Genomic DNA, 19,993 nt, shown 5'->3' on the forward strand with positions numbered 1-19,993 from the left:
ATCCCAGGTTATCTGGCCAATGTTCTGATGTACTGAATCACCTGCCAGATTTGGTTGTCTGGCATACCGGAAAAGGCCATCATGCCGGTTCCTGCAGATCCGTTTTTGATAATCCAATACAGTTGCCCGTCAGAAATATCTTTCATCGTTTCTCCACAGGTAAAGTTTCGTGGATGTGGAATCAACGCCGCGCCCATTGGTCCTTGTCCGTCCCCTTTATCGCCATGACATTGCTTACAGGCCAAGGGTTGAGCGGTTTCGTGATACAGCGTTTCTCCCGCCTTGATGTGCTCTTGCGAGGCGGGTAACGGACTGGTCATATGACGAAATTTTCCAGGCGCCTGCTTCGTGTTGCGTGGTTGTGGACATACTCCTAAAGGACCACCAGATGATGAAGTCGTGCCGGCCATCTCTGGGCCACCCTTAAACGTGGTCTTCAAATACGCAATGACATCGGATACGCCTTCAGTCCCGCCTATGGTCAGTCCCCAATACGGCATCATGGAAGACTTCCCAACAGCTTTCCCCCCGTAATAGATCACGTTATACAGATAATCGAGAGGAATTTTTTCAAAGGGAATATTGGCATGCACTGCCGGTTTGGGTTCCAAGCCTGAAGCCGCCGGACCATCCCCTTTGCCCTCCGCCCCATGACATTGAGCACAATATTCTTGATAAATTTTGGCTCCGTTTTCGATATTCGGGTGGTTGAAATCGGCGCTCTTCCACGGTTCATAATAGGGGAAGTCCTCATTCCCTCTTGTTGCAATAAACCCCGTGACATATCGCAGCCCTAATGCACTGACATCCCCGACAAACTCTCCGCTGTGTGGCACAAAGTCAGGGGGATCGGAATTGAAGCGGTAAATCCAATCAGCCTTCAGCCTTTTCCCCGAGTTAAAGAACGAGGCGCTTTGCGGGCCTCCCGTCTTTTTCCCATCCACCATAATCTGATGACACCCAATGCAGGAATGTTGAATGAAGATTTCCTCTCCAAACTTCGCCTCCTGTTTACTAAAGGTCGACATATCAATGGATCCCGGTTTCACTCGCGGGTCCTGTAGGTGTGTCTCAAAATAGTCGACAAGGCCTTCAGCTTCCTGTTGAGAGACGGCCATGTGCTGGTCAGGTTGTTGACCCTGATCCCAACGGTAACTCTTGGCATACAGCATCGGTTCTTTTCCTGTCAGCCATTTAATCAGCCAATCCCGCTGAAACTTGCTGCCCCCCCACATGAGATCCGGAGCCTTTAAGTTAAAGCGGCTCTCCCCCTCGCCCTGAAACTTATGACAGGTCGAACAGGTGTGGCTGATCAGGGATTTTGCATCTTTTCCGTCAGCGGCAAAAAGAGGACCGGGAAAAAGAATATAAAGAAGGACGCCCACCGTGAGTACGAGAACATGGCCTTGAGTTCTAAAGTGGACATTCCTCGTGTGAGTCATCGGGAAAACCTCCATAAATAATTGTTTAAGAAAGACAAGACATTCTCATCAGGTTCGGGGTTTTGTGATTTAAAAGATCTTTTTTGAATATTTTATGGGGAAAAATTCCCCATCCCACGCGTACCTTAATTGGGGCATTTTGACTCATAAAACCCATGCTCAGCACTTTCCTAATAGAAAGAGCAAAATCAACACCAAAATGAAAGACTAAAAGTTTCCTCATAGTTGATCAGACATCGAAAGGACTTTTCCGTCAACAAGATGGGAAGTAGACCCCTTTCTTCTTAATCTTCTTATAGATGGTTGAGCTCCCGTTGTTCCATGGCCTTCGCAACCGCAGTCAGAAGTTTCTCTTTTTCAACCGGTTTGACCAAATAATCAATAATCCCATTCTTCATCAAGGATGTGGCCATCGTTAAATCCGGGAATCCGGTCAGCACAATCAACGATACATGGGGGAATTCATTTTGAAAAAACTGAATAGCCTCAACTCCATTCAGTTTGGGCATTCGGATGTCGGTGAGAATTACGTCCAGCAAAAGAGGGTTTTCTTCACGTTTGATTTCTTGCACAGCCTGTTGACCGTCTTCGGCCTCAATCACGTTGTATCCGGCTTTCTCCAATGACAACCTCACAACTTTGCGAACATCCGGTTCGTCATCGACTACCAAGATCCGGCCCAAAGAGGCTTGACCGCTAAACATTGCCGCCGTTCGAGATTGACTGGCTGTTTGTTCCATGAGAACCCTCCTTCGATAAATATTGTTAAGACGCCGTTCGATTTTTCTTCTTTATGTCAATAACATCAGCAAACCAAATGCCAAATACACCAAGTGGATTAAATATGAATAATTTCAATTACTTATAGTGAAAGAGGCAATGTGTACTAACGGAAAATATGGTGGGACGTTAAGCCTGATTTAACGTCTGGAGTTAACACGTTCACCGGTCCAGCTTTCAAAGTTTTACTGGTTTACTTGGATTGAGAGGAATCGAATGTTAGTGAGGGAAGCTTGAATAGCCACCGGTGAGGTTGAATACATGGGTGAAGCCATGCTGGAGGAGAATGCGTGCGGCGAGATACCCGCGTAATCCGACACGACAATAGACGACGGTTTCCTGAGAGGGATCCAGTTGCTGAAGATGATCTCTCAGTTCATCCACGGGAATGCGGGCATGGGGAATGTGAGCTTCTTGATATTCGTCCGTGGTCCGGACATCTAATAATTGGAGAGCAGGATTCGTTTCTAATTTCTTCAGTAATTCTTTGCCCGTGAGCGTGTTGACCTCACCTCGTAGCGTATTGGCGGCGACGAAACCTGCCATAATGACTGGTCCTTTGGCCGAATTAAATTGAGGGGCATAGGCCAAATCCAATTGTTCCAAATCCTGGACGTTCAATTTGGCATGTATGGCGGTGGCCAACACATCAATGCGTTTATCGACGCCCTGATCACCCACAATTTGAGCACCTAACAATTTCCCCGTCTGTTGCTCGACGACTAATTTCATGTGCAGCGCTTCTGCTCCAGGATAATACTCTGCGTGATCCAAGGGGTGGGTGAGGGAAACGAAATAATTCAACCCATAGGCCTCGGCTTCGTGTGCGCTTAATCCCGTTTTGGCAGCGGCGATGCCCATGCTTTCAACAATCGCCGTTCCCAGTGCACCATGAAACTGTAGGTCACCGCCGGCAGCATTGGCTCCAGCGACCCTCCCCTGCTTATTGGCGGGGCCGGCTAAAGAAATTCTTGCGTGTTGGCCAGTCACCAGATGCAGCGTTTCGACCGCATCACCCGCTGCATAAATATTAGGGTCAGAGGTTTGCTGTCGTGTATTCACGGCAATGCCTCCGGCTGACCCGATTTTAAGGCCCGCCCCTCTGGCAAGCTTGAGTTCTGGTCTGATGCCGATCGAAAGAATGGCGAGGTCCATCGGCAGCCGTGTTCCACTTTCCAATTGGGCTTCTTTTGCGAGGTCTCCCTCCTGCCGAAATCCGTTGATCCCGTCACCCGCAATAATCTTCGCTTCTTTTTCTTGGAGGTGATGTGCGACCAAAGTGGCCATGTCCTGATCAAAAGAAGGCAGAATTTGAGGGGCTTTTTCTATGATCGTCACGGCCAATCCAAGACCCATCAGGGCTTCGGCCGTTTCCAGTCCAATAAACCCTCCTCCAATAACCAAGGCCTGCTGAGAAGGCTGGCTGGCGAGAAAGGTTTTAATGGCATCAGAGTCAGGAACGGTTTTAACGGTAAAGATATTCCTGGCGTGAATCCCAGGTATATCGGGCATGATTGCCCCGGCACCGGGTGCCAGAATGAGTGTGTCATAGGAGTGAGAAGTGATTTCTAGAGTCACCAAGTTTTTTACCTGTACGCATTTCGCCGTTCGGTCTATGTGAAGGACTTCGTGTAACACGTGGACCTTGACCCTGAATCGTTTCCAAAACCGCTCCGGGGTTTGGACCAGAAGGTCATCACGATCCGGAATGGTCTTTCCCACATAATACGGGAGACCACAGTTGGCAAAGGATACATAGGGCCCCTTTTCATACATCTCAATATGTGCTGCTTCGTTGGTTCGGCGCGCCTTAGCGGCCGCGCTCGCCCCGCCGGCCACTCCACCGACAATGATGATGTTGAGGGACATGGCTCGCAACGTTCTCCCGGCAAAAATTTAGACGACCAAATGGGCTTTGATGATATTGGTTCCGAAGGAATGTCCCAGGCGTTCCCCGGTGACGATGACAATGAGCCGGCCTTCATGAAGCAGGCCGAGGGTTTTGAGGTGATCCTGGGCGGAAGTGATGCGTTCATCAGTGGCATCAATTTGAGGAAAGACACACGAGACAATGCCCCATACCAAAATTAATTGACGGGTAACGGTTGGGGAGGGAGTCAGTGCGATAATCTGGATCGTCGGTCGATGGCGGGCCAATAGCATGGCTGTATGGCCGGAATCGGTGAAGACCACGATGGCTTGGGCGCCAACAGATGTTGCAAGAGAGACGGCAGCCTCACAAATCGCTTCCGGAGTCGAACGCAGGGTTTCTTTAGGCGAAAGGAGGTTTTGGCTTCGACGAAAAAGTTCCTTTTCCGTTTGTCGAATAATCCGATCCATGACCTGGACCGATTCGAGTGGAAAATTTCCCGTGGACGTTTCGGCCGACAACATGACGGCATCCGTCCCGTCTAGCACGGCGTTCGCCACATCCGACGCTTCGGCGCGAGTGGGCGAAGAATTTCGAGTCATCGATTCCAGCATTTGTGTGGCTGTTATTACAGGTTTTCCCATACGATTGGCCTGGGCGATGATCTGCTTTTGCAGGAGGGGGACTTCTTCCGGACTTATTTCCAACGCCAAGTCACCTCTGGCGACCATCACTCCATCTGCGGCATCAAGGATTTCATCGAGACAGGTCAGGGCTTCAGGTCTTTCGATTTTAGCAATGACAGGAATCAGTGCTGATCGATCAGCCAAAGCCGTTTGGAGTGTGTGAATATCCTGGGGACTTCGAACAAAAGAAAGGGCAACATAATCGGCTTGAACGTCGATGGCCACTTGAAGATCGTCGGCGTCTTTCTCCGTAAATCCCGGAATGTCGAGTCGGAGGCCAGGGAAATTGACACCTTTATGTGAGGTGACCTGGCCTCCCACCAGGACTTTGCAGATCAGTCGGTCAATTTCTTGTTTTTCCACGGTGAGGGACATATTTCCGTCATCAATTAAAACGATTTGACCTGGTTTCATTCGATCCGGAAAATGGGAAAGATTAACCGGCAGGGTATCCCCCGATTGGTTGTGCCTTGAGTTTTGATCTGACTTCGCCATCAGAATAATATCCCGCCCTTTCTTCAGGACGGTTCCTTCGTTTGGGAGGTCCCCCAGACGGATCTTTGGACCTGCCAGGTCTACGAGGATGGCGAGTGGAGTTTTTTCTTCAATAGCAAGACTTCGAAGGCGTTGGATCGTTGCCCTATGCCAGTCAGCGGTTCCATGGGACATGTTAAACCTGGCGACATTGACTCCGGCATGGAGGAGTTGTTTCAAGCAATCTTGCGATGAAGTCGCAGGGCCAATCGTGGCTACAATTTTGACATGGCGCATGGGAATGGTCTCAAGATCGGTTAAAGGTGTTCTAGCAGATATTGGTGGGGGAAGCAGGACCCCTTGTGACCGCAACTACCAAAAATTTCCCGGGGTTTTTTCTCAGGTTTCATGGAGCATTGAATGGGAAATATTTGTGTATTTGGGGAAACCCAAGAAAGAGATTCTCCCGCTGATGGAATGGCCTAATAGCCGGGCTCCCAGAGTTCATTGTGGTTATGGAGTTAACGTTCGAAGAAATGAAAGAAGATGATTCAACTCTAATGCATTCAGATCGTTCTTCCATGCAGGCATGGCTGTTCCCGGTCGGCCGTTGCGAAGCGTGGCAAGAATGGTGGTATCTGATTGCTTGCCGAGTAACGTGAGGTTGGCGGCTGGGGGAATCAGGGCCTGTCCAATGGGGCCATCCCCTTTGCCGCCAGGTCCATGACACGTCACACAGTATCGTGCATAGATGGCTTTCCCTTTTTGGGAATCGCCAGCGTGAGTGGGGGATTGATAGGGTGTTTCCTTCTGGTCGTCATGCTGAGCGGTAGCCACAGAAGGTGAAGGCTGAAGTGAATTTTGCGTCACCAAGTAGTCGATCAATGGAGCCATGTCCTCATTCGAGATTGGACAGCCAAAGGATGCTTTCATTTTGTTGACGATTTCCATCCAATGCTCAGGGGTATGAGGTGGTTGCGTATACACGTACTCTGCCGAATGACACATGAGGCAGTACCGGCTTGCAATGGCACTCCCAGTGCCCGGTTGAAACGATATCGGATCAGGAGGAAGATTGAGAATGGACTCCTGTTCTCTTCCATGGTCAGGGGTCGCAAGCCCCCACGCAAGTCCTGTAACCCACAGAAACACGAGAAAGAACATGCAAACACGCATCACGAGTTAGCCTCAGCCAGCTTGAATATTCACCGTTTCGACCACATTGCGAAGATATCCGTTTGGATTCCATCGGGCACTGAACCGCTGTGATTCTCCAATCCGATTGATGGCCAGTGATTGCAGTGCATACGCATGCCCGGGCTTCGGAATAAATTGGGCTTCCCAGGGGCGGAAGCTGAAATCGCCATAATCCTTTCCTAATCGGGCGGATTGCCATTGCTGTCCTCCATCCACGGAGACCAGGACGCGATCAATGCCATGGCCCTGATCAAAGGCTATACCTGAAATGGTACAAGGTGCCCCTCCGGGTATGGTTCGACCCTCCTCCAGATTGGTGATAAAGGAACGAACGGGCATTTTGCCCATGGGCACGGTATCCGTTAAGGACTCTCCTGGATTTACGCAGTGACAAGGATTAGCCGGCAAGCGATAGGCATGGGTCGTCCAAAAATTTTGATCCGCCTGATTGAGCACTTCAATATCATTCAGCATCTTCACCCAATAAGTGGCATACCAGCCAGGCACCACGAGCCGAAGGGGAAAGCCGTTCAGCATAGGGAGGGCCTCCCCGTTCATGGAGTGAGCGACCAACACTTCTTCCTGGAGCGCATCATCAAGGGCCAGAGATTTTCGAAAGTCCGCTGTGGCTGGTGCGACGGGTAGGTCCAGGCCATCGAACCTCACCTGCACCGCATCGGCTTCTATCCCCGCCCTGTGCAGAAGATCACGGAGTCTGATTCCCTTCCAATTGGCATTTCCCATTGCCCCATTCCCCCACTGTCCCCCGGGTACGCGTGGTTGAAAAAACCCGCGACTATTGCCAGAACATTGGCAGACGGCGGCAATTTCGACTTGCTCGAATTGAGTGTGTAATTCATGAAGGCTCAATGATAGGGATTGATTGACTTGACCGTGAATAGTCAGCCGAAAGGTGTTCACGTCAATTTCCCGAGGGATATTGGCGAGATGCCACCGAACAAAAAATGCATCATTGGGCGTGAAGATGTCTTCATTAAAAATATGAAAGGGGGTTTCCAATTGAGGAGGTCTTGTGGTCATCACCATCAGGGGCCGCTTCTGTGGAAAAGCCACCAATGGACGGCGACCCCGTTCGAAAGGAAGAGTAACCGCCGGGGAATCGTTGGCCCAGGTGCCTCTAGGGGTGAGTAGGCTTGCCAACCCCAGAGCCAGGCTCCCCTTCAATAACTGTCGACGGTCTATACCCGGCTTTCTTTTATTCATAAGTCAATCTACCGTGTTTCTCCCAAATAAACCATAAAGCCTCGCATCGTACAAATCAGTCCTTCACATTTATCGTTCGTGTTGCGAAGGCACGAATTGACTGCCTCACTTCCCGTATCCGGTCATCAGGCATTCCGCAAAACAGCATCATGTTCGTTCCCGGGTTCCCATTTTCATAATCCAATACAGTTGACTATGGTACAGATCATTCATCCGAAATGAGGGATTTGGGGAAGGCGGAGTCCTTCCTTGATCTGTCAGGGACCAGATGGACAATTGAGGGAAGAGACCCTGCTGGTGAAGCCGCTTTTCTAACAGGGTTGTCCGTTAAAGACACAAGGTTTGTATCGGCTCACGTCAAAATCGGTTTCTTCCTGATAGACCTGTTCGTTGCCGTTGACACCATCGACAAACGGGTCATTAAACATCGTATGGTTCCACCAGTAAAAAATGGGAAACTCTAACGTGTAGTACACGGGATTGCCATAGGTGCTTCGCACATGTTGTTCGACGGTCCGTCCAGTGACGTAATCGGCTTTCCCATTCCCTTTCAAGGAATACAGGGATAGCAGCAGGCGAGATTCCTGGTCGTAGATTTCATCGATACGCGTACTTTCGTCAGGTTCCGGGGGGAGGGAGAAGGGAGGTAGGGGGGCAGAGGATTCAACTGAGGTGAACGCTAACCAGGTTGCAAGAGCGACTAGAGGCATAACCGTCATAACGCTAAGTCCTCCTTCCTAGATGTGGTCCGGAGCATGGCCTCTGGAGGAGGCCATGCTCGCGAACGGAACAATTAGGGATGAACAACCGCAAGGCCATGCGGATCCGCTGTTTCCTTCCCTTCCACCATATTGGTAAGAGGGGTAATACCTATCAATTCACCACCTTTCCCGGCATGTAAGACTTTTATCACAGCCACTCCAGGCGTGGACCCTTTCGCATTATTGACATCCTTGTGATTTCCGGTCAAGGGATTCGGTCCTCGCAAGTTTACAAAAGCATAATTGCCGTCTGGAGAAAAATCAATGAGGTCCGGGGCAGGATCATCGCTCTGTGTGCTGACGAGCTGAATTGTCCCCACACTGAAATTGGAGATCGAATCAAATATCTCAATCATGTTCCCTGCGCGATCCACATTCCAGAGATAGCGCCCAATGCCCCAAAGTCCGTGTGAATCCGAAAATGATGTGTCGCGGGAAGACATCAATTTGGCTGAGACCGAGTCTGGAAGGCCCGAAAGACCGACAGCATAGACATCGTAGGAAAGCGGCGCGATGGGCCATCCGCCACCAGAATTTAAATACATTGTGTTACCGATTTGATAACCGCCGCAGCCCGCGGGATGAATTTCATTATTCGTCAAGGTGGTGGTGACGCTCATGGGTGATTCCTTGACGTTGACCACCAATAGTCCCCCTCCCCGCAACGTGACAAAGGCATAGGTGCTCGTGTCATCCGTAATCGGGCAAATGGGGGCATTATCCGGCCGTTCTCCACTTTCTAGTGCTTGCAAATCCAGGACATCTTTTTCGGGGTCAGAGGAAAAGGTCCCCTCTTGATAGTTGGTCCAAATCCGGATCAGTTTCTTCTCGGCAATGTTGGCGGCGATCGCCATGGATTGATTCGGAGTGGGCCAGGCTGCATGCACGTTCTTTCCCGTCGAGACGCATGCGACGGGTTTTTTGGACGCCGTGTCCATAACAAGCACATGACCGGTTAGAAATGATATAAGGGCGTGCTTCTGATCTTTGGTGACAAAGATCATATGAGGTCGTCGAACATTTTTCTGTGTAGACTTCTGGCAGAAATCATTGATCTCTTTGGCCACGTCTAGGGTGAGGGTTGGTTTGGTCTTGGCAGGGTCAGCGGAAAGTTGCGCACCATCATACACATACAGGAAGCCGCCACTCTCTTTCGCCGTGTCGGACTGGTCGGCCACCCACACTTCATAGGCTCCCACGGAGTGAATGCCCCAGCCCATAACAAAGCCCAAAATGATTCCAAACTTTAAAAAGTTTTTCTTCATCATGGTGGCCTCCTTTGTGCGTGAGTGACAGGAACGTATGCTATTTCCCGTTTGATTCGGTGCCAGTTCCAAATGATCTCACATACAATATCACAAGCCAAGCTTCTTCTTCTGTCAAGACCAGTGGGATGAATGAAGCCATATCCGTACCCGGGCTGCCGTTTTGCAAAATCCAAAAGAGTTCCCCATCCGTGCGAACTGCCTGCCAGGTCTTATCTGTAAAGTTTCGTGGAAGCTTGCCTCGAAGGCCGGGAATGTCACCCAGGCCTTTGCCTTCTGGCCCATGACAGGTGACGCAAAATGCTTTCCCGTGAAAAATGCGTTTGCCCTTCTCAATATTTTCTGGGGTTGAAGGGAAAGAATTCATTCTCACTCGGGCTTCTTGGATCTGTTCAGGAGGAACCCTGGGTTTCAATACTTCTAAATCGGCGGCATGCGCGAGACCAATTCCGAGTGTCCCCGCAACAAAAACAGCCGACACAATCTGGAAATTATCCTTAAGCAGGTTCAAGATCAATGCCCTTCCAATTTAATGACAGGTCCCGGAGATTCCAGAAGGGAACCTCCGGGACGATCTCGTATTATTCCGGTTGATTAAAGATATGCCCGAGAGATTGCGGGTAGGTTACTGTTCCGTCCGGGAAATCTTTCCCCTTTTGCCATAGATGGTAAATGACTCCGTCGGTCTTTGACGCGGCTTCGGCAATGGCTTTGACCTTTTCCGGATCATCAATATCTAAAATTTGTACGCGGCCTGTAGCAATTTCTTGTTTATGGTCATGGAAAAACCGATGCCATTGGATCAAGGGCAAGGTTCGGGAAAGATCCTTGGATACGAAATATTCAATGGCCACAAGAGGGGCATTGGCGTCCGTGGTTTCAAAGAGGAGACATTGCAAGATCTTGTCATTAATCCCTTTGCAATAGTGGTGATAGGGTCCACCTGGCGTCCCATCCGGCATCAAGTGAGGAGCTTGCACATGGATATCATATCCTTGGGCAGGGCCCGGGGCAGGCGCACCCCCCTCGCTCATGGCTGGAGTGGTCATACACCCCATGGCCAATAGACTAAAAACCCCTAACAGTAAAAAGGAACGGATTGAACGCTGCATGGCAACCTCCTTTATGTTGATCAGTAATAACCCTTCAACCAGGTGAAAGGTCTTGGGAACCGGGGTAAATTCGCCGCATACTACCATGGAGTTCTATGAACGACCATTATTTGACGCCAAGGCTCATAATGCCGAACGGCTTGTCCAGTTGGCTTCCCTGATGTCGCTCAACGTGGCTGCCGTCAAAATCATGCCATTGGAAGGTCTCATATCGCCAAGTTTCTCCTGAGGCTTGGGCGGTTGAGGTTAAGCCAATAACGATAGCTATTAGCCATAGCTTTATTGCATACCCAGTCAAATCACTTTTTATCCGACTCACCTGACATCTTTTTGGGTATGATGTGCCCAAACTTTTTAACATGGAAATGATGACAAAATATCATGTAGAACCATTTAATTTCGGATCCGGTTTTAGGGCAGCTTGCTCAAGAGCATTCCCATTAGACAGGAGTCCGTGAGTCCTGCATGGAGAAGTCCAGCCCCTACAAATGTTGGGAGGAGAAGGAATCCTGAATGAACTGTCAGGCCCAATGCTACCCCCACGAGAATCAATCCTCCTGCGATGGCGCGTACTTGTCCTTCAAGGGAAATTCGTTGTTGTCCACGGACGACAGGTTTGCCCTGATTAACCCAGGCAGTGATTCCTCCTTCCAGAATGCCGCAATTCGTTATCCCTTGGTTAGTTAAATATTCGTAGGCAATCTTCACCCGGTTCTGTGTTCGGCAGATCAACAGAATGCGGTGCTCACGGGAGAGGGTTTTCAGTTCGCTTACATATCGATGTAAATCCGGTAGAGGAATATTTCGAGCATCTGGGATATGCATACCTTCAAACTCTTGTGGTGTCCTGACATCGATATACAGGGGATCCTTCAAGGAAGAAGAGGGCAGCTGATTGTTCTTACTCATTCCCGATTTTGCTTCTTGATCTATTGCGAAGGTGTTCATTGGGTCTCCTCCTTGTCCGTTTATTTCGCGCATGCGGATATGGCTTGGGATTGAACCTTTTGGCGTGGATGACTCCAGGTGGTGAGCCAGGCGTCATACCCACCGACCAGATCCATGGTTTGGGTTCGTCCGGCTTGTTCCAATATCCCTATGGCGGTAGATGACCGATATCCACTGGCGCAATGAACCACCACCGGGATATCTGCAGGGATGTTCTGAACCTGTTCGGCCAGGTGAGGCAAAGGGATATTGAGGCTTCCGTCAATATGCCCGGACTCCCACTCTCTGGGCGATCTCACGTCGACGACCATGGGGGGATGAGAGGCCGTTAGTCGTTCCGCAAGTCCCTGAGCGGTGATGCGTTGGACTTTTTGGACCACATCCGGGTTCACCTCAAGGGATTGCATGCCACCCTTCAGGTAGCCCAGGACGCGGTCAAATCCGATGCGGCCTAATCGTTGAATTGCCTCCTTTTCATATCCAGGCTCTGCAATGATGACGATGGAGGATTTGGGTGTCAGAAGTGTTCCGGCCCAGGTCGCAAACTTTCCTCCTAATCCAATGTTGAGACTCCCCTTCAGGTGCCCTCCCGCATACTCAATGGCATTTCTGACATCAAGGACTTGAGCTCCATTCTTCTGATGATCTAAGAGCGCTTGGAGAGAAAGAGGAGCGAGGCTGTTCCGCACCACATCATTCAGAACAGGATGCTGTTCCCTATTCATTCTTGCGTCATAGCCAAAGTACGAAGGCGCTTCCGGTTGATCAGCCGTAACCAATTCAATAAATTTTTCTTTCGACATGGGTTGAAGTGCATAGTTTTCCCATCGCTGCCTGCCCAATGTGGACACCGTGTCGTTGCTTAAATTTTTCCCGCACATGGATCCCGCTCCGTGGGCAGGATAGACCAGGGTTTCATCGGGAAGACGCATGAGTGTATTTCGGAGCGAATCGAATAATTGCCCCCCTAACTCTTCGGCGGTGACACCAATGGAGGCCATAAGATCCGGTCTGCCCACATCGCCAATAAACAAAGTATCTCCCGTCAGCACGCAATGCGGATGGTCCGTGCTCTTGTCCAGGTCGTAGACGGCAAGCGAAATACTTTCCGGGGTATGCCCCGGGGTTTCTAACACCTGAATGCGCACAGACCCGAACTCAAGAGCCTCTTTGTCCCGAAAGTTTCGAATGGGGAAGTCGGTCTTGGCTTTGGCGCCCAGGCAGATTTCAGCGCCGGTTTGTCGTTGGAGTTCCAGGTGCCCGGCTAAAAAGTCTGCATGGAAGTGGGTGAGAAACACATAACGGATCTTCCAATCGTGGCGTCGGGCCTCTTGAAGATATTGCTCGATGTCCCGTTGAGGATCCACGACCACAGCGGTTGAGGTTTTGTTATCGCCAATCATGTAAGAGGCATGAGCCAAACAACTCAAATAAAATTGTTTCACAATCATGATGCATACCCTCCTCTCCTTCTTGAAAAGGAGCATTGGTCAAAATCGACTGATCTCTTTTCGAAAAGTTCCTTTAATTTCCCTTTCGTTGAATACAGTTAAGCAGGGATTGTGCCAGGTTATGTTTCGCGGGCGTATGAAATAACTTTCAACAAAATCAAGGTGTTAATGGAGAAATGAAAATATGGGAAGCCTGGATGTGGCCGTAAACTGAACAGAATGCGCTAACTGTTAAGTTAACGTATTAGCGGTTTGTTTAAGCCTTGGGAGGGGGCTGGAGTTGTTTGATTTTCTTCCAGAGGGTGACTCGACTTACTCCAAGTAGTTTGGCAGCTTCTGTTTTGTTGCCTCTGGTCTGCTGGAGAGCTTCCGCAATACGAGCTTCCTCCTCCGGTGGAAGGGAGGGCTCCGTGTTGGCTGAGAGGGGCTTGGGGCTTCGGGACCTTAGAAGACTCTGAACTTCTGAAGGGAGGTCCCACAGGGTGAGGCAATCACCATTAACGGTGACGAAGGCGTGTTCGATCGCATTTTTTAATTCACGGACATTGCCGGGCCATTTATAGTCAGTTAACCGTTGCAGGGCATCCTGGGCAATGTCTCCTATTTCGCGACCAAATGTCTTGGAGTAGGCCGCCATGAAATGGTGAACCAGGAGAGGAATGTCTTCTCGTCTGGCCCTCAAGGGTGGAAGGGTAATCTCGAACACATGAATCCGATAATAAAAGTCCTCCCGCACCGTGCCTTCTGCCATAAGGGCTTTCAAATCCCGATTGGTGGCCGTAATGAGACGGACATCGACCCGCATGCCCCGGTCATCTCCAACCCGGCGTATTTCGCTTTCCTGCAGGACCCTGAGCAATTTTAATTGCAGGAGAGGGCTGGTATCTCCGATTTCATCCAAAAATAACGTGCCACCGTCGGCGGCTTGAAAGACCCCGATTTTATCGCGTATGGCTCCGGTGAACGCCCCCTTCACATGCCCGAAGAGTTCACTTTCCAGCAAGGTTTCTGGAATCGCCGAGCAATTGATGGCGAAAAACGGTTTATCGTTTCGATCACTTAGGGTGTGAATGGCCCGGGCCGCGAGTTCTTTTCCTGTGCCGGATTCCCCGGTGAGCAATACCGTGACATCGCTTTGGGCAGCCAGTCGGAGCCGGCGAAACACCTCTTGCATCGCCGGGCTTTTCCCGATGAGCTGTTGAAAGGACTCACGGGATTTTGCCTGTTCCTCCAGCACGGCAATTTTTTGGTTATTTAAAATAAATGAGGTGAGGTCGGTAAAGGTTCCGACAGCGCCCCCCACCTGGCCTTGTTCATCCCGGATGATCGAGACATTGCCGAAGAGGTAGAGTTCGCGGCCGTCTTTCCCCAGCACTTTGCATTCCTGGTTGCAGATGCCCCAAGGATACGGGGTGGGGTTGTCCAAAAATTCTGTCAGGATACGAAAGCCCTTACAATTTTGACCTTCTAAGATATGACAGGATTTTCCCAGGATATCCTGGCTGGAATATCCCGTAATGCGAGCTGCCCCGGTGCTCCAGGCTACAATGTGACCTTTAGCATCGACCGTAAATACGCCATCCGCCATGACGTCTACCATGTTGCTGAGGATGGCGGGATTTTTCCGGAAATCTAGCTCCATGGTTTGTGATTCAAAGGGAGTTCACAGGATGAGATTGAGCGGGTTGAAAAAAAGAGGGTAGGTGAACCAAGAAGGCTGGAGAACGTTCATTGAGACAATACCATTCTCCAGCCTTGCGTAGTCGTTAGTTTGTCCGTAATTTCATAAGGCCTCACACACCTATTTTGTAGGTTCTAACTGTGCCGCCAGCAAGGACTTGAAGGCAGGGTCATTCTCGACTAACCCCTTCAGTGTATCGTTGTGCAACATATACGCCCAGCTTTGCGGGCTTGAGCCGGGAGTTTTCTCAAACCAGTCACGGGCCTGTTGCAGGAGACCCAGCATCGCCTGATTGTCACGGGGAACGTGAAACGCCAGGCTATAGGCCATCGCATAGGCTGCCGTAAATTTGTTGAGCGGATCTTTTGTGAGCTCAAAAGCTTTCTGGGCCGCCTCATAACCTCTCTGAATATCGGGATCGTCAAAGTGCCGATTCCAGGCCACTTTTCCGATGCGGGCCCAAGCCAACTCTAAGAGCACCTGTGCGCGAAGCTCTTCCTGTTCGGCTGGCACCTCAGTCAATAATTCCTGTGGAGCGGACAGGGCCGCCATTTGATCGTTCGTCCACCGGTAGGTCGAGGACAATCGAATCCGGTTGTTGAAATCACCGGGCTCCAGAGATGCTAATGCCTCCATCACCGGGATCATTCGATAGAGATAATCGGCTGGCATCGGCTCAGACTTCCCGCCTATTTCCATTCCCAGAGAGAGATCAAATCGATCGGTTTGGGATTGCACCGTCCAATACAGTTCGTTGAACCGTTGGGCCAGACGCTCATCACCCAATTGAAGGCCGTTCAAACGACCTCCATAATCCAGAAACCCTTTGTACAGTTGATCTGAAAAAACTTCCAGTGCGGGTTTGTGGGACGGGCCAATCAGCAAAACCCGGTTCAGTCTCATTACGGATTCCAGTCTGGTCGGTGCGGCTTGGGCCTGTTGAATGCCTGTTTGGATGGCCGCCAGGCTCTCCGGTAGGCCAAACCATTCTGTTGAGCGCGGAACATAGCCACCCGGGTCTACGACGAATGGAATGGTGGTGCCACGGGGGCCATCGAGAACCAGATCCAGCACGGCACGATCCGTAGGAAAACCCAATTGTTTCAGATCTGAAAGCACGACCCACTTCACGTTGACGGATTTTACGACTCGCTGGGCTTTTTTGTAGGGAACGGCCCAATCCTCGGCACCGGGAGCATTGGCGATGGGTGCCGTCAAGGCATTCGGATAGGATACCTGGGTGGTGAGAAAGGCTGTGGGTGCGGCTACCACTCTGGATTCATCTGGAGAAGGAAATGAGGCATGGGGCAGGGTTCCCGATTCCACGGCCTCAATAATAAATGGGGTTGTTGGTTCTTGGACGGCAATGGCCTGCATGACGAAAAACGATGGAGCCAATTGCTGATTAAGCGTCTCCGCAATAAAAAATCGTTCGAAATCCGAAAAATCGACCAGTTTCCCCGGTCCAGGCCAGACATTATCTAATGCCCGGTCATTTTGTTGAATGGCTCGTTGGTGGGCCTCCTGCCGACGCTGGTCACACCATTCATAGATGGGGTTTGACGGGTCGGGAAAGTTCCCGTTTGAAAACAACTGCTGTTGAGCCATCTGATGTAAGCACACAAAATCCCGTTGGCCGGCCGCGACTTGATCCCCCTTTCCGACCGCATTGGCATATTCCCGAACCGTGGAGAGCAAGGCTTCCTCATTGACGGAGGCTGGCTCTGCGGCCCACACATGAGTGGAGGCCAAAAGCACAGAACCGCACAGGAGGCCCACCCGTTTAAGCGTAGGCCACATCCGGTGAACAGGGGACCCGAGACGATGATCTGCCTCAGGTTGCAGGGTATTTGTCATAATTGGTTGACGACGAACAATACTCATGGAACCAAACTCCTCCTCAAACATGCTTGGTTAATGATTTTGTGTAGCAGAGAGGGGAATGTCCCTCATAATCCAGCTGGCTAATCTACCACACCCTCATTCTTATGCACCACGATGGTACCCTGCATCACATGGCCCGGTAAATCGCAAAAATAGGGAAACGTACCTGGACGCGATGGGATAAAAACAATGTCGGTTTGGCCTCGGGTGGGAAGCAAAACACGGCTGAGGCCTTCTTTGGAAAACTGTGGAGCACCACTTCCGCTGACATTCAGGTGGATGTCTGTCAGTAGGCCGATTGGCAGAAATGCATGCAGTTCCGAATCCAAGTTTTTGAGGACCAGCCGGGTTTTTTGCCCCACGGTGATTGAAAGGGTATTGGGGCTGAATTCCCGGGATTTAATATTGATGGTCACGACTGTTTCCTGGGGATCAGCGGCAGGAGCGAGACTGACCGGCGTTGCTCCCCGAACTGTACTCAAGCCTGGAGGTGCCAACACCGTGAGGCCCAGCATCAGAATACAGGCCTGAAATAATTTGAAAGAGGACAAGGGGACCATCATAATTAGGCGTATTATACCGGTTGGCGATTCTGGCGCGAAACGAGCAGGAGGAATTGTTCGTCAATTTCATGAAAAAGATGGCCCAGCCGTAAGTGAAAATATGTATAAATGGGAACAGATTTTGGTAGAGGAAAGCGGAAATCTTAAGATCGGGCCGAAACGACCGAAAAATATGAGTATACATCAGGAGCTTGGTCCACTGTGCATCTCTTAGAATTATTTATCGGGCATGACCCTCTTTCGATGGTCATAGCCCTTGTGTTGGTTCTGAGCGTGCTGGCGTATGGATGGTTTGAGGTCCGTCGAACCGCACGCCTCCCTCATATCGGGATGGTCCTGATTAAAAACCGATTGAAGACGACCAGTAAAACCCCAGCTCCGCGCCGACAGTAAGCCTTCCCCAATCCCCTCGATTGCCGGCTTCCAACCAACAAACCCAGCTTTTGCGATCCCCTGTGTGCAGTTGTGACGTATATTTGTTTTCCGGCCAGAATCACACACTTCTCCGGTCCGCCATCATCCTGCAGCGGGATTTTCAGCATCAGACAAGGAGGAACGGTGTCTAGTAGGAGGCTGAAGAGGGAGAGAGTGTGGCGGTTGAAGGAGGGCGATGGCCAAGGTTTCGCGTGAATGCCTGGCGAAGGCGGATTCCATGATCGTGGCAGATCCCATGGGATTCCGGTTCATTAATTTCCCCAGACTCCACAGGGTTCCTTCCAAGAATTCCGGCCTTGCCTTCCTGTCGACACCATGCACAAATCCGAATCATGCAATCTCCTTTTTTTTTCGAGGGCACACGAAACAATGGCGCACCCAATAAACATCAGCTTCCAGCAATAGTCTACTGCCTTATGGCAAAAGCAATTATTGAACCTAGAAAAATATTAACCGTAATATATTGTATTTATTCATGTTTTTCAATTTTTAAAGAAATAAAAGATATGGTTGTTGAGAAAATACCACACACAGTTGAATCGAAAGAGATACGGTTCTGAGTGAAGCGTTTTGCAGCAAATACTGAGATGTAGCATTTTTTGCCGAGTTTTTTAAGGCTTTTGCGATCACCGTTGAATTTTCAAATGGGTCAACGTGATACAAAAATGTTTGTGGTTGCCCGACCCCGGCTAGGTCACGGATAATGAACTCATGGCCAAATTAGAACAACTCAAATTTCAGAACACCTATGCGGGCCTGCCTGATGTGTTTTATCAGCGGGTGAAACCAACGCCTTTTCCAAATCCCCACCTTGTAAGCGTGAACCCGGCCGCTGCCCAATTACTCGATATTGACCCCACGGAATGGACCCGTCGGGAGTTTGCCGAATATTTCTGCGGGGCCAAGCTGTTGCCTGGGAGCGATCCCATTGCCATGTTGTATTCGGGGCATCAATTCGGGCATTACGTGCCGCAGCTCGGCGATGGGCGGGCCATTATGTTAGGTGAGGTGCGCAACCAAAACGGGGAGCGGTGGGAGTTGCAATTAAAAGGCGCAGGGCTCACGCGATTCTCACGTGACGGCGATGGCCGGGCGGTGATGCGTTCGACCATTCGGGAATATCTCTGTGGCGAAGCCATGCATGGGTTGGGCATTCCCACAACCCGCAGTTTATGTATTGTGGTCGGAGAAGAAATTGTCTGGCGGGAAACGCCGGAACCGGGAGCCATGTTGCTCCGGATGGCGCCGACACATGTGCGGTTTGGCAGTTTTGAGGTGTTTTACTACCGCCGTCAACATGAATATCTGAAAACTCTGGCAAACTATGTCATCGAATATCATTATCCGCATTTGGTCGGATCGGAGAATCCCTACGCCAGACTGCTACATGAGGTGGCGGTTCGCACCGGGCAGCTCGTGGCCCAATGGCAGGCCGTGGGGTGGGCACATGGTGTTCTGAATACCGATAACATGTCGATCCTGGGGTTGACGCTGGATTACGGTCCGTTCGGATTTATGGAACGCTACGATCCAACGTTCATCTGTAATCATTCAGACCATCACGGCCGGTATTCCTTCCAAAACCAGCCCGACATCGGTTTTTGGAATATTCGGGCGCTGGCAAGAGCCCTGTCACCGTTAGTGGATCAAGACGCAGTCAACGGCATTCCGGAAATCTATGAAAAAGCAATGCTGGCGAAGTATGCCGAATTGATGCGGGCCAAGCTGGGGTTTGTCGAAGCGCACGCGGGAGACGACAAACTTGTGACCGATCTGTTGAACCTCATGGACTCCAGCCGGGTGGATTACACCAACTTGTTCCGGGGATTGGGAGCCGTTCGCCAGGAGAGGTCGTCAGCGCCGGACGCACTACGGGACCAATTCCTTCATCGGGAAGCGTTTGACGATTGGACCGCACGATATCGGGAACGGCTTCGGGCCGAAAAAAGCGATGATGAAGAGCGCCAAGCCAGAATGGATCAGGTGAATCCCAAGTACATCCTTCGAAATCATCTCGCACAACAGGCCATTAGCCAGGCGGTTCAGCAGAAGGACTATTCTGAAATTGATCGATTATTGAATCTGCTGGGCGATCCGTTTACTAACCGCCCCGGCATGGAATCCTATGCTGTGCCTCCGCCTTCCGGCGAACCACCGATTATCGTTTCGTGCTCTTCGTGAACAATTCAACAACAATATAGGTCAAACCTGGTCGGGGAT

At 50.5% G+C, this 19,993-nt stretch carries 19 protein-coding genes; 3 read left to right on the forward strand and 16 right to left on the reverse strand.

The features are described 5' to 3' along the window. Positions 1-8: 8 nt before the first annotated feature. The 10 genes from PP769_RS05105 to PP769_RS05150 all read right to left on the reverse strand — a co-directional run bounded on the left by PP769_RS05105 (position 9) and on the right by PP769_RS05150 (position 10,811). Complete coding sequence (locus PP769_RS05105) at positions 9-1,442, reverse strand: c-type cytochrome (protein WP_312645832.1); 1,434 nt, start codon at positions 1,440-1,442, stop codon at positions 9-11. 293 nt (positions 1,443-1,735) lie between these two features. Then, on the reverse strand, positions 1,736-2,182 hold the full coding sequence (locus PP769_RS05110; protein ID WP_312645833.1) for a response regulator: 447 nt from the start codon (positions 2,180-2,182) through the stop codon (positions 1,736-1,738). Positions 2,183-2,441: 259 nt separating this feature from the next. Beyond that, on the reverse strand, positions 2,442-4,091 hold the full coding sequence (locus PP769_RS05115) for an FAD-dependent oxidoreductase (protein ID WP_312645834.1): 1,650 nt from the start codon (positions 4,089-4,091) through the stop codon (positions 2,442-2,444). 27 nt (positions 4,092-4,118) lie between these two features. After that, positions 4,119-5,549 carry a pyruvate kinase gene (gene pyk, locus PP769_RS05120; protein WP_312645835.1) on the reverse strand — a complete coding sequence of 477 codons (1,431 nt, stop codon included), beginning with the start codon at positions 5,547-5,549 and terminating at the stop codon, positions 4,119-4,121. Positions 5,550-5,765: 216 nt separating this feature from the next. Next, positions 5,766-6,428: a cytochrome c gene (locus PP769_RS05125; protein WP_312647031.1), complete on the reverse strand. Its 663-nt coding sequence runs from the start codon at positions 6,426-6,428 to the stop codon at positions 5,766-5,768. A 12-nt stretch (positions 6,429-6,440) separates the two neighbouring features. Continuing rightward, positions 6,441-7,673, reverse strand: a complete 1,233-nt coding sequence (locus PP769_RS05130; protein ID WP_312645836.1) for a molybdopterin-dependent oxidoreductase — start codon at positions 7,671-7,673, stop codon at positions 6,441-6,443. 311 nt (positions 7,674-7,984) lie between these two features. Next, a complete protein-coding gene (locus PP769_RS05135) occupies positions 7,985-8,392 on the reverse strand; it encodes a hypothetical protein (RefSeq protein ID WP_312645837.1) in 408 nt (135 codons plus the stop codon). A gap of 74 nt (positions 8,393-8,466) precedes the next feature. Continuing rightward, entirely contained in the window at positions 8,467-9,702 is a 1,236-nt protein-coding gene (locus tag PP769_RS05140) for a hypothetical protein (protein ID WP_312645838.1), read from the reverse strand. Between the two features lie 37 nt (positions 9,703-9,739). Then, complete coding sequence (locus PP769_RS05145; protein ID WP_312645839.1) at positions 9,740-10,210, reverse strand: c-type cytochrome; 471 nt, start codon at positions 10,208-10,210, stop codon at positions 9,740-9,742. Between the two features lie 70 nt (positions 10,211-10,280). Continuing rightward, on the reverse strand, positions 10,281-10,811 hold the full coding sequence (locus PP769_RS05150) for a DUF1264 domain-containing protein (protein WP_312645840.1): 531 nt from the start codon (positions 10,809-10,811) through the stop codon (positions 10,281-10,283). 52 nt (positions 10,812-10,863) lie between these two features. Between PP769_RS05150 and PP769_RS05155 the strand changes: the two genes are divergently transcribed. After that, positions 10,864-11,040: a hypothetical protein gene (locus tag PP769_RS05155; protein ID WP_312645841.1), complete on the forward strand. Its 177-nt coding sequence runs from the start codon at positions 10,864-10,866 to the stop codon at positions 11,038-11,040. Positions 11,041-11,222: 182 nt separating this feature from the next. Here the strand turns inward: PP769_RS05155 and PP769_RS05160 are convergent, their stop codons facing one another. The 5 genes from PP769_RS05160 to PP769_RS05180 form a co-directional block, all read right to left on the reverse strand. Continuing rightward, positions 11,223-11,759 carry a rhodanese-like domain-containing protein gene (locus PP769_RS05160; RefSeq protein ID WP_312645842.1) on the reverse strand — a complete coding sequence of 179 codons (537 nt, stop codon included), beginning with the start codon at positions 11,757-11,759 and terminating at the stop codon, positions 11,223-11,225. A gap of 20 nt (positions 11,760-11,779) precedes the next feature. Then, positions 11,780-13,210, reverse strand: coding sequence for a rhodanese-like domain-containing protein (locus PP769_RS05165; protein ID WP_312645844.1), 1,431 nt, complete (start codon positions 13,208-13,210; stop codon positions 11,780-11,782). Between the two features lie 256 nt (positions 13,211-13,466). Then, a complete protein-coding gene (locus PP769_RS05170; RefSeq protein WP_312645845.1) occupies positions 13,467-14,852 on the reverse strand; it encodes a sigma-54 interaction domain-containing protein in 1,386 nt (461 codons plus the stop codon). Between the two features lie 159 nt (positions 14,853-15,011). After that, positions 15,012-16,775, reverse strand: coding sequence for a hypothetical protein (locus PP769_RS05175; RefSeq protein ID WP_312645849.1), 1,764 nt, complete (start codon positions 16,773-16,775; stop codon positions 15,012-15,014). Positions 16,776-16,855: 80 nt separating this feature from the next. Continuing rightward, complete coding sequence (locus tag PP769_RS05180) at positions 16,856-17,326, reverse strand: cupredoxin domain-containing protein (protein WP_312645850.1); 471 nt, start codon at positions 17,324-17,326, stop codon at positions 16,856-16,858. Between the two features lie 213 nt (positions 17,327-17,539). Here PP769_RS05180 and PP769_RS05185 point away from each other — a divergent pair, with 213 nt between their 5' ends. Continuing rightward, on the forward strand, positions 17,540-17,731 hold the full coding sequence (locus tag PP769_RS05185) for a hypothetical protein (RefSeq protein WP_312645852.1): 192 nt from the start codon (positions 17,540-17,542) through the stop codon (positions 17,729-17,731). 169 nt (positions 17,732-17,900) lie between these two features. Here the strand turns inward: PP769_RS05185 and PP769_RS05190 are convergent, their stop codons facing one another. After that, on the reverse strand, positions 17,901-18,107 hold the full coding sequence (locus tag PP769_RS05190; RefSeq protein ID WP_312645853.1) for a hypothetical protein: 207 nt from the start codon (positions 18,105-18,107) through the stop codon (positions 17,901-17,903). Between the two features lie 377 nt (positions 18,108-18,484). Between PP769_RS05190 and PP769_RS05195 the strand changes: the two genes are divergently transcribed. After that, on the forward strand, positions 18,485-19,954 hold the full coding sequence (locus tag PP769_RS05195; RefSeq protein ID WP_312645854.1) for a protein adenylyltransferase SelO: 1,470 nt from the start codon (positions 18,485-18,487) through the stop codon (positions 19,952-19,954). Positions 19,955-19,993: the final 39 nt, after the last annotated feature.

The sequence above is a fragment of the Candidatus Nitrospira allomarina genome, assembly GCF_032050975.1.
GTDB classification, from domain to species: Bacteria; Nitrospirota; Nitrospiria; order Nitrospirales; family UBA8639; genus Nitrospira_E; species Nitrospira_E allomarina.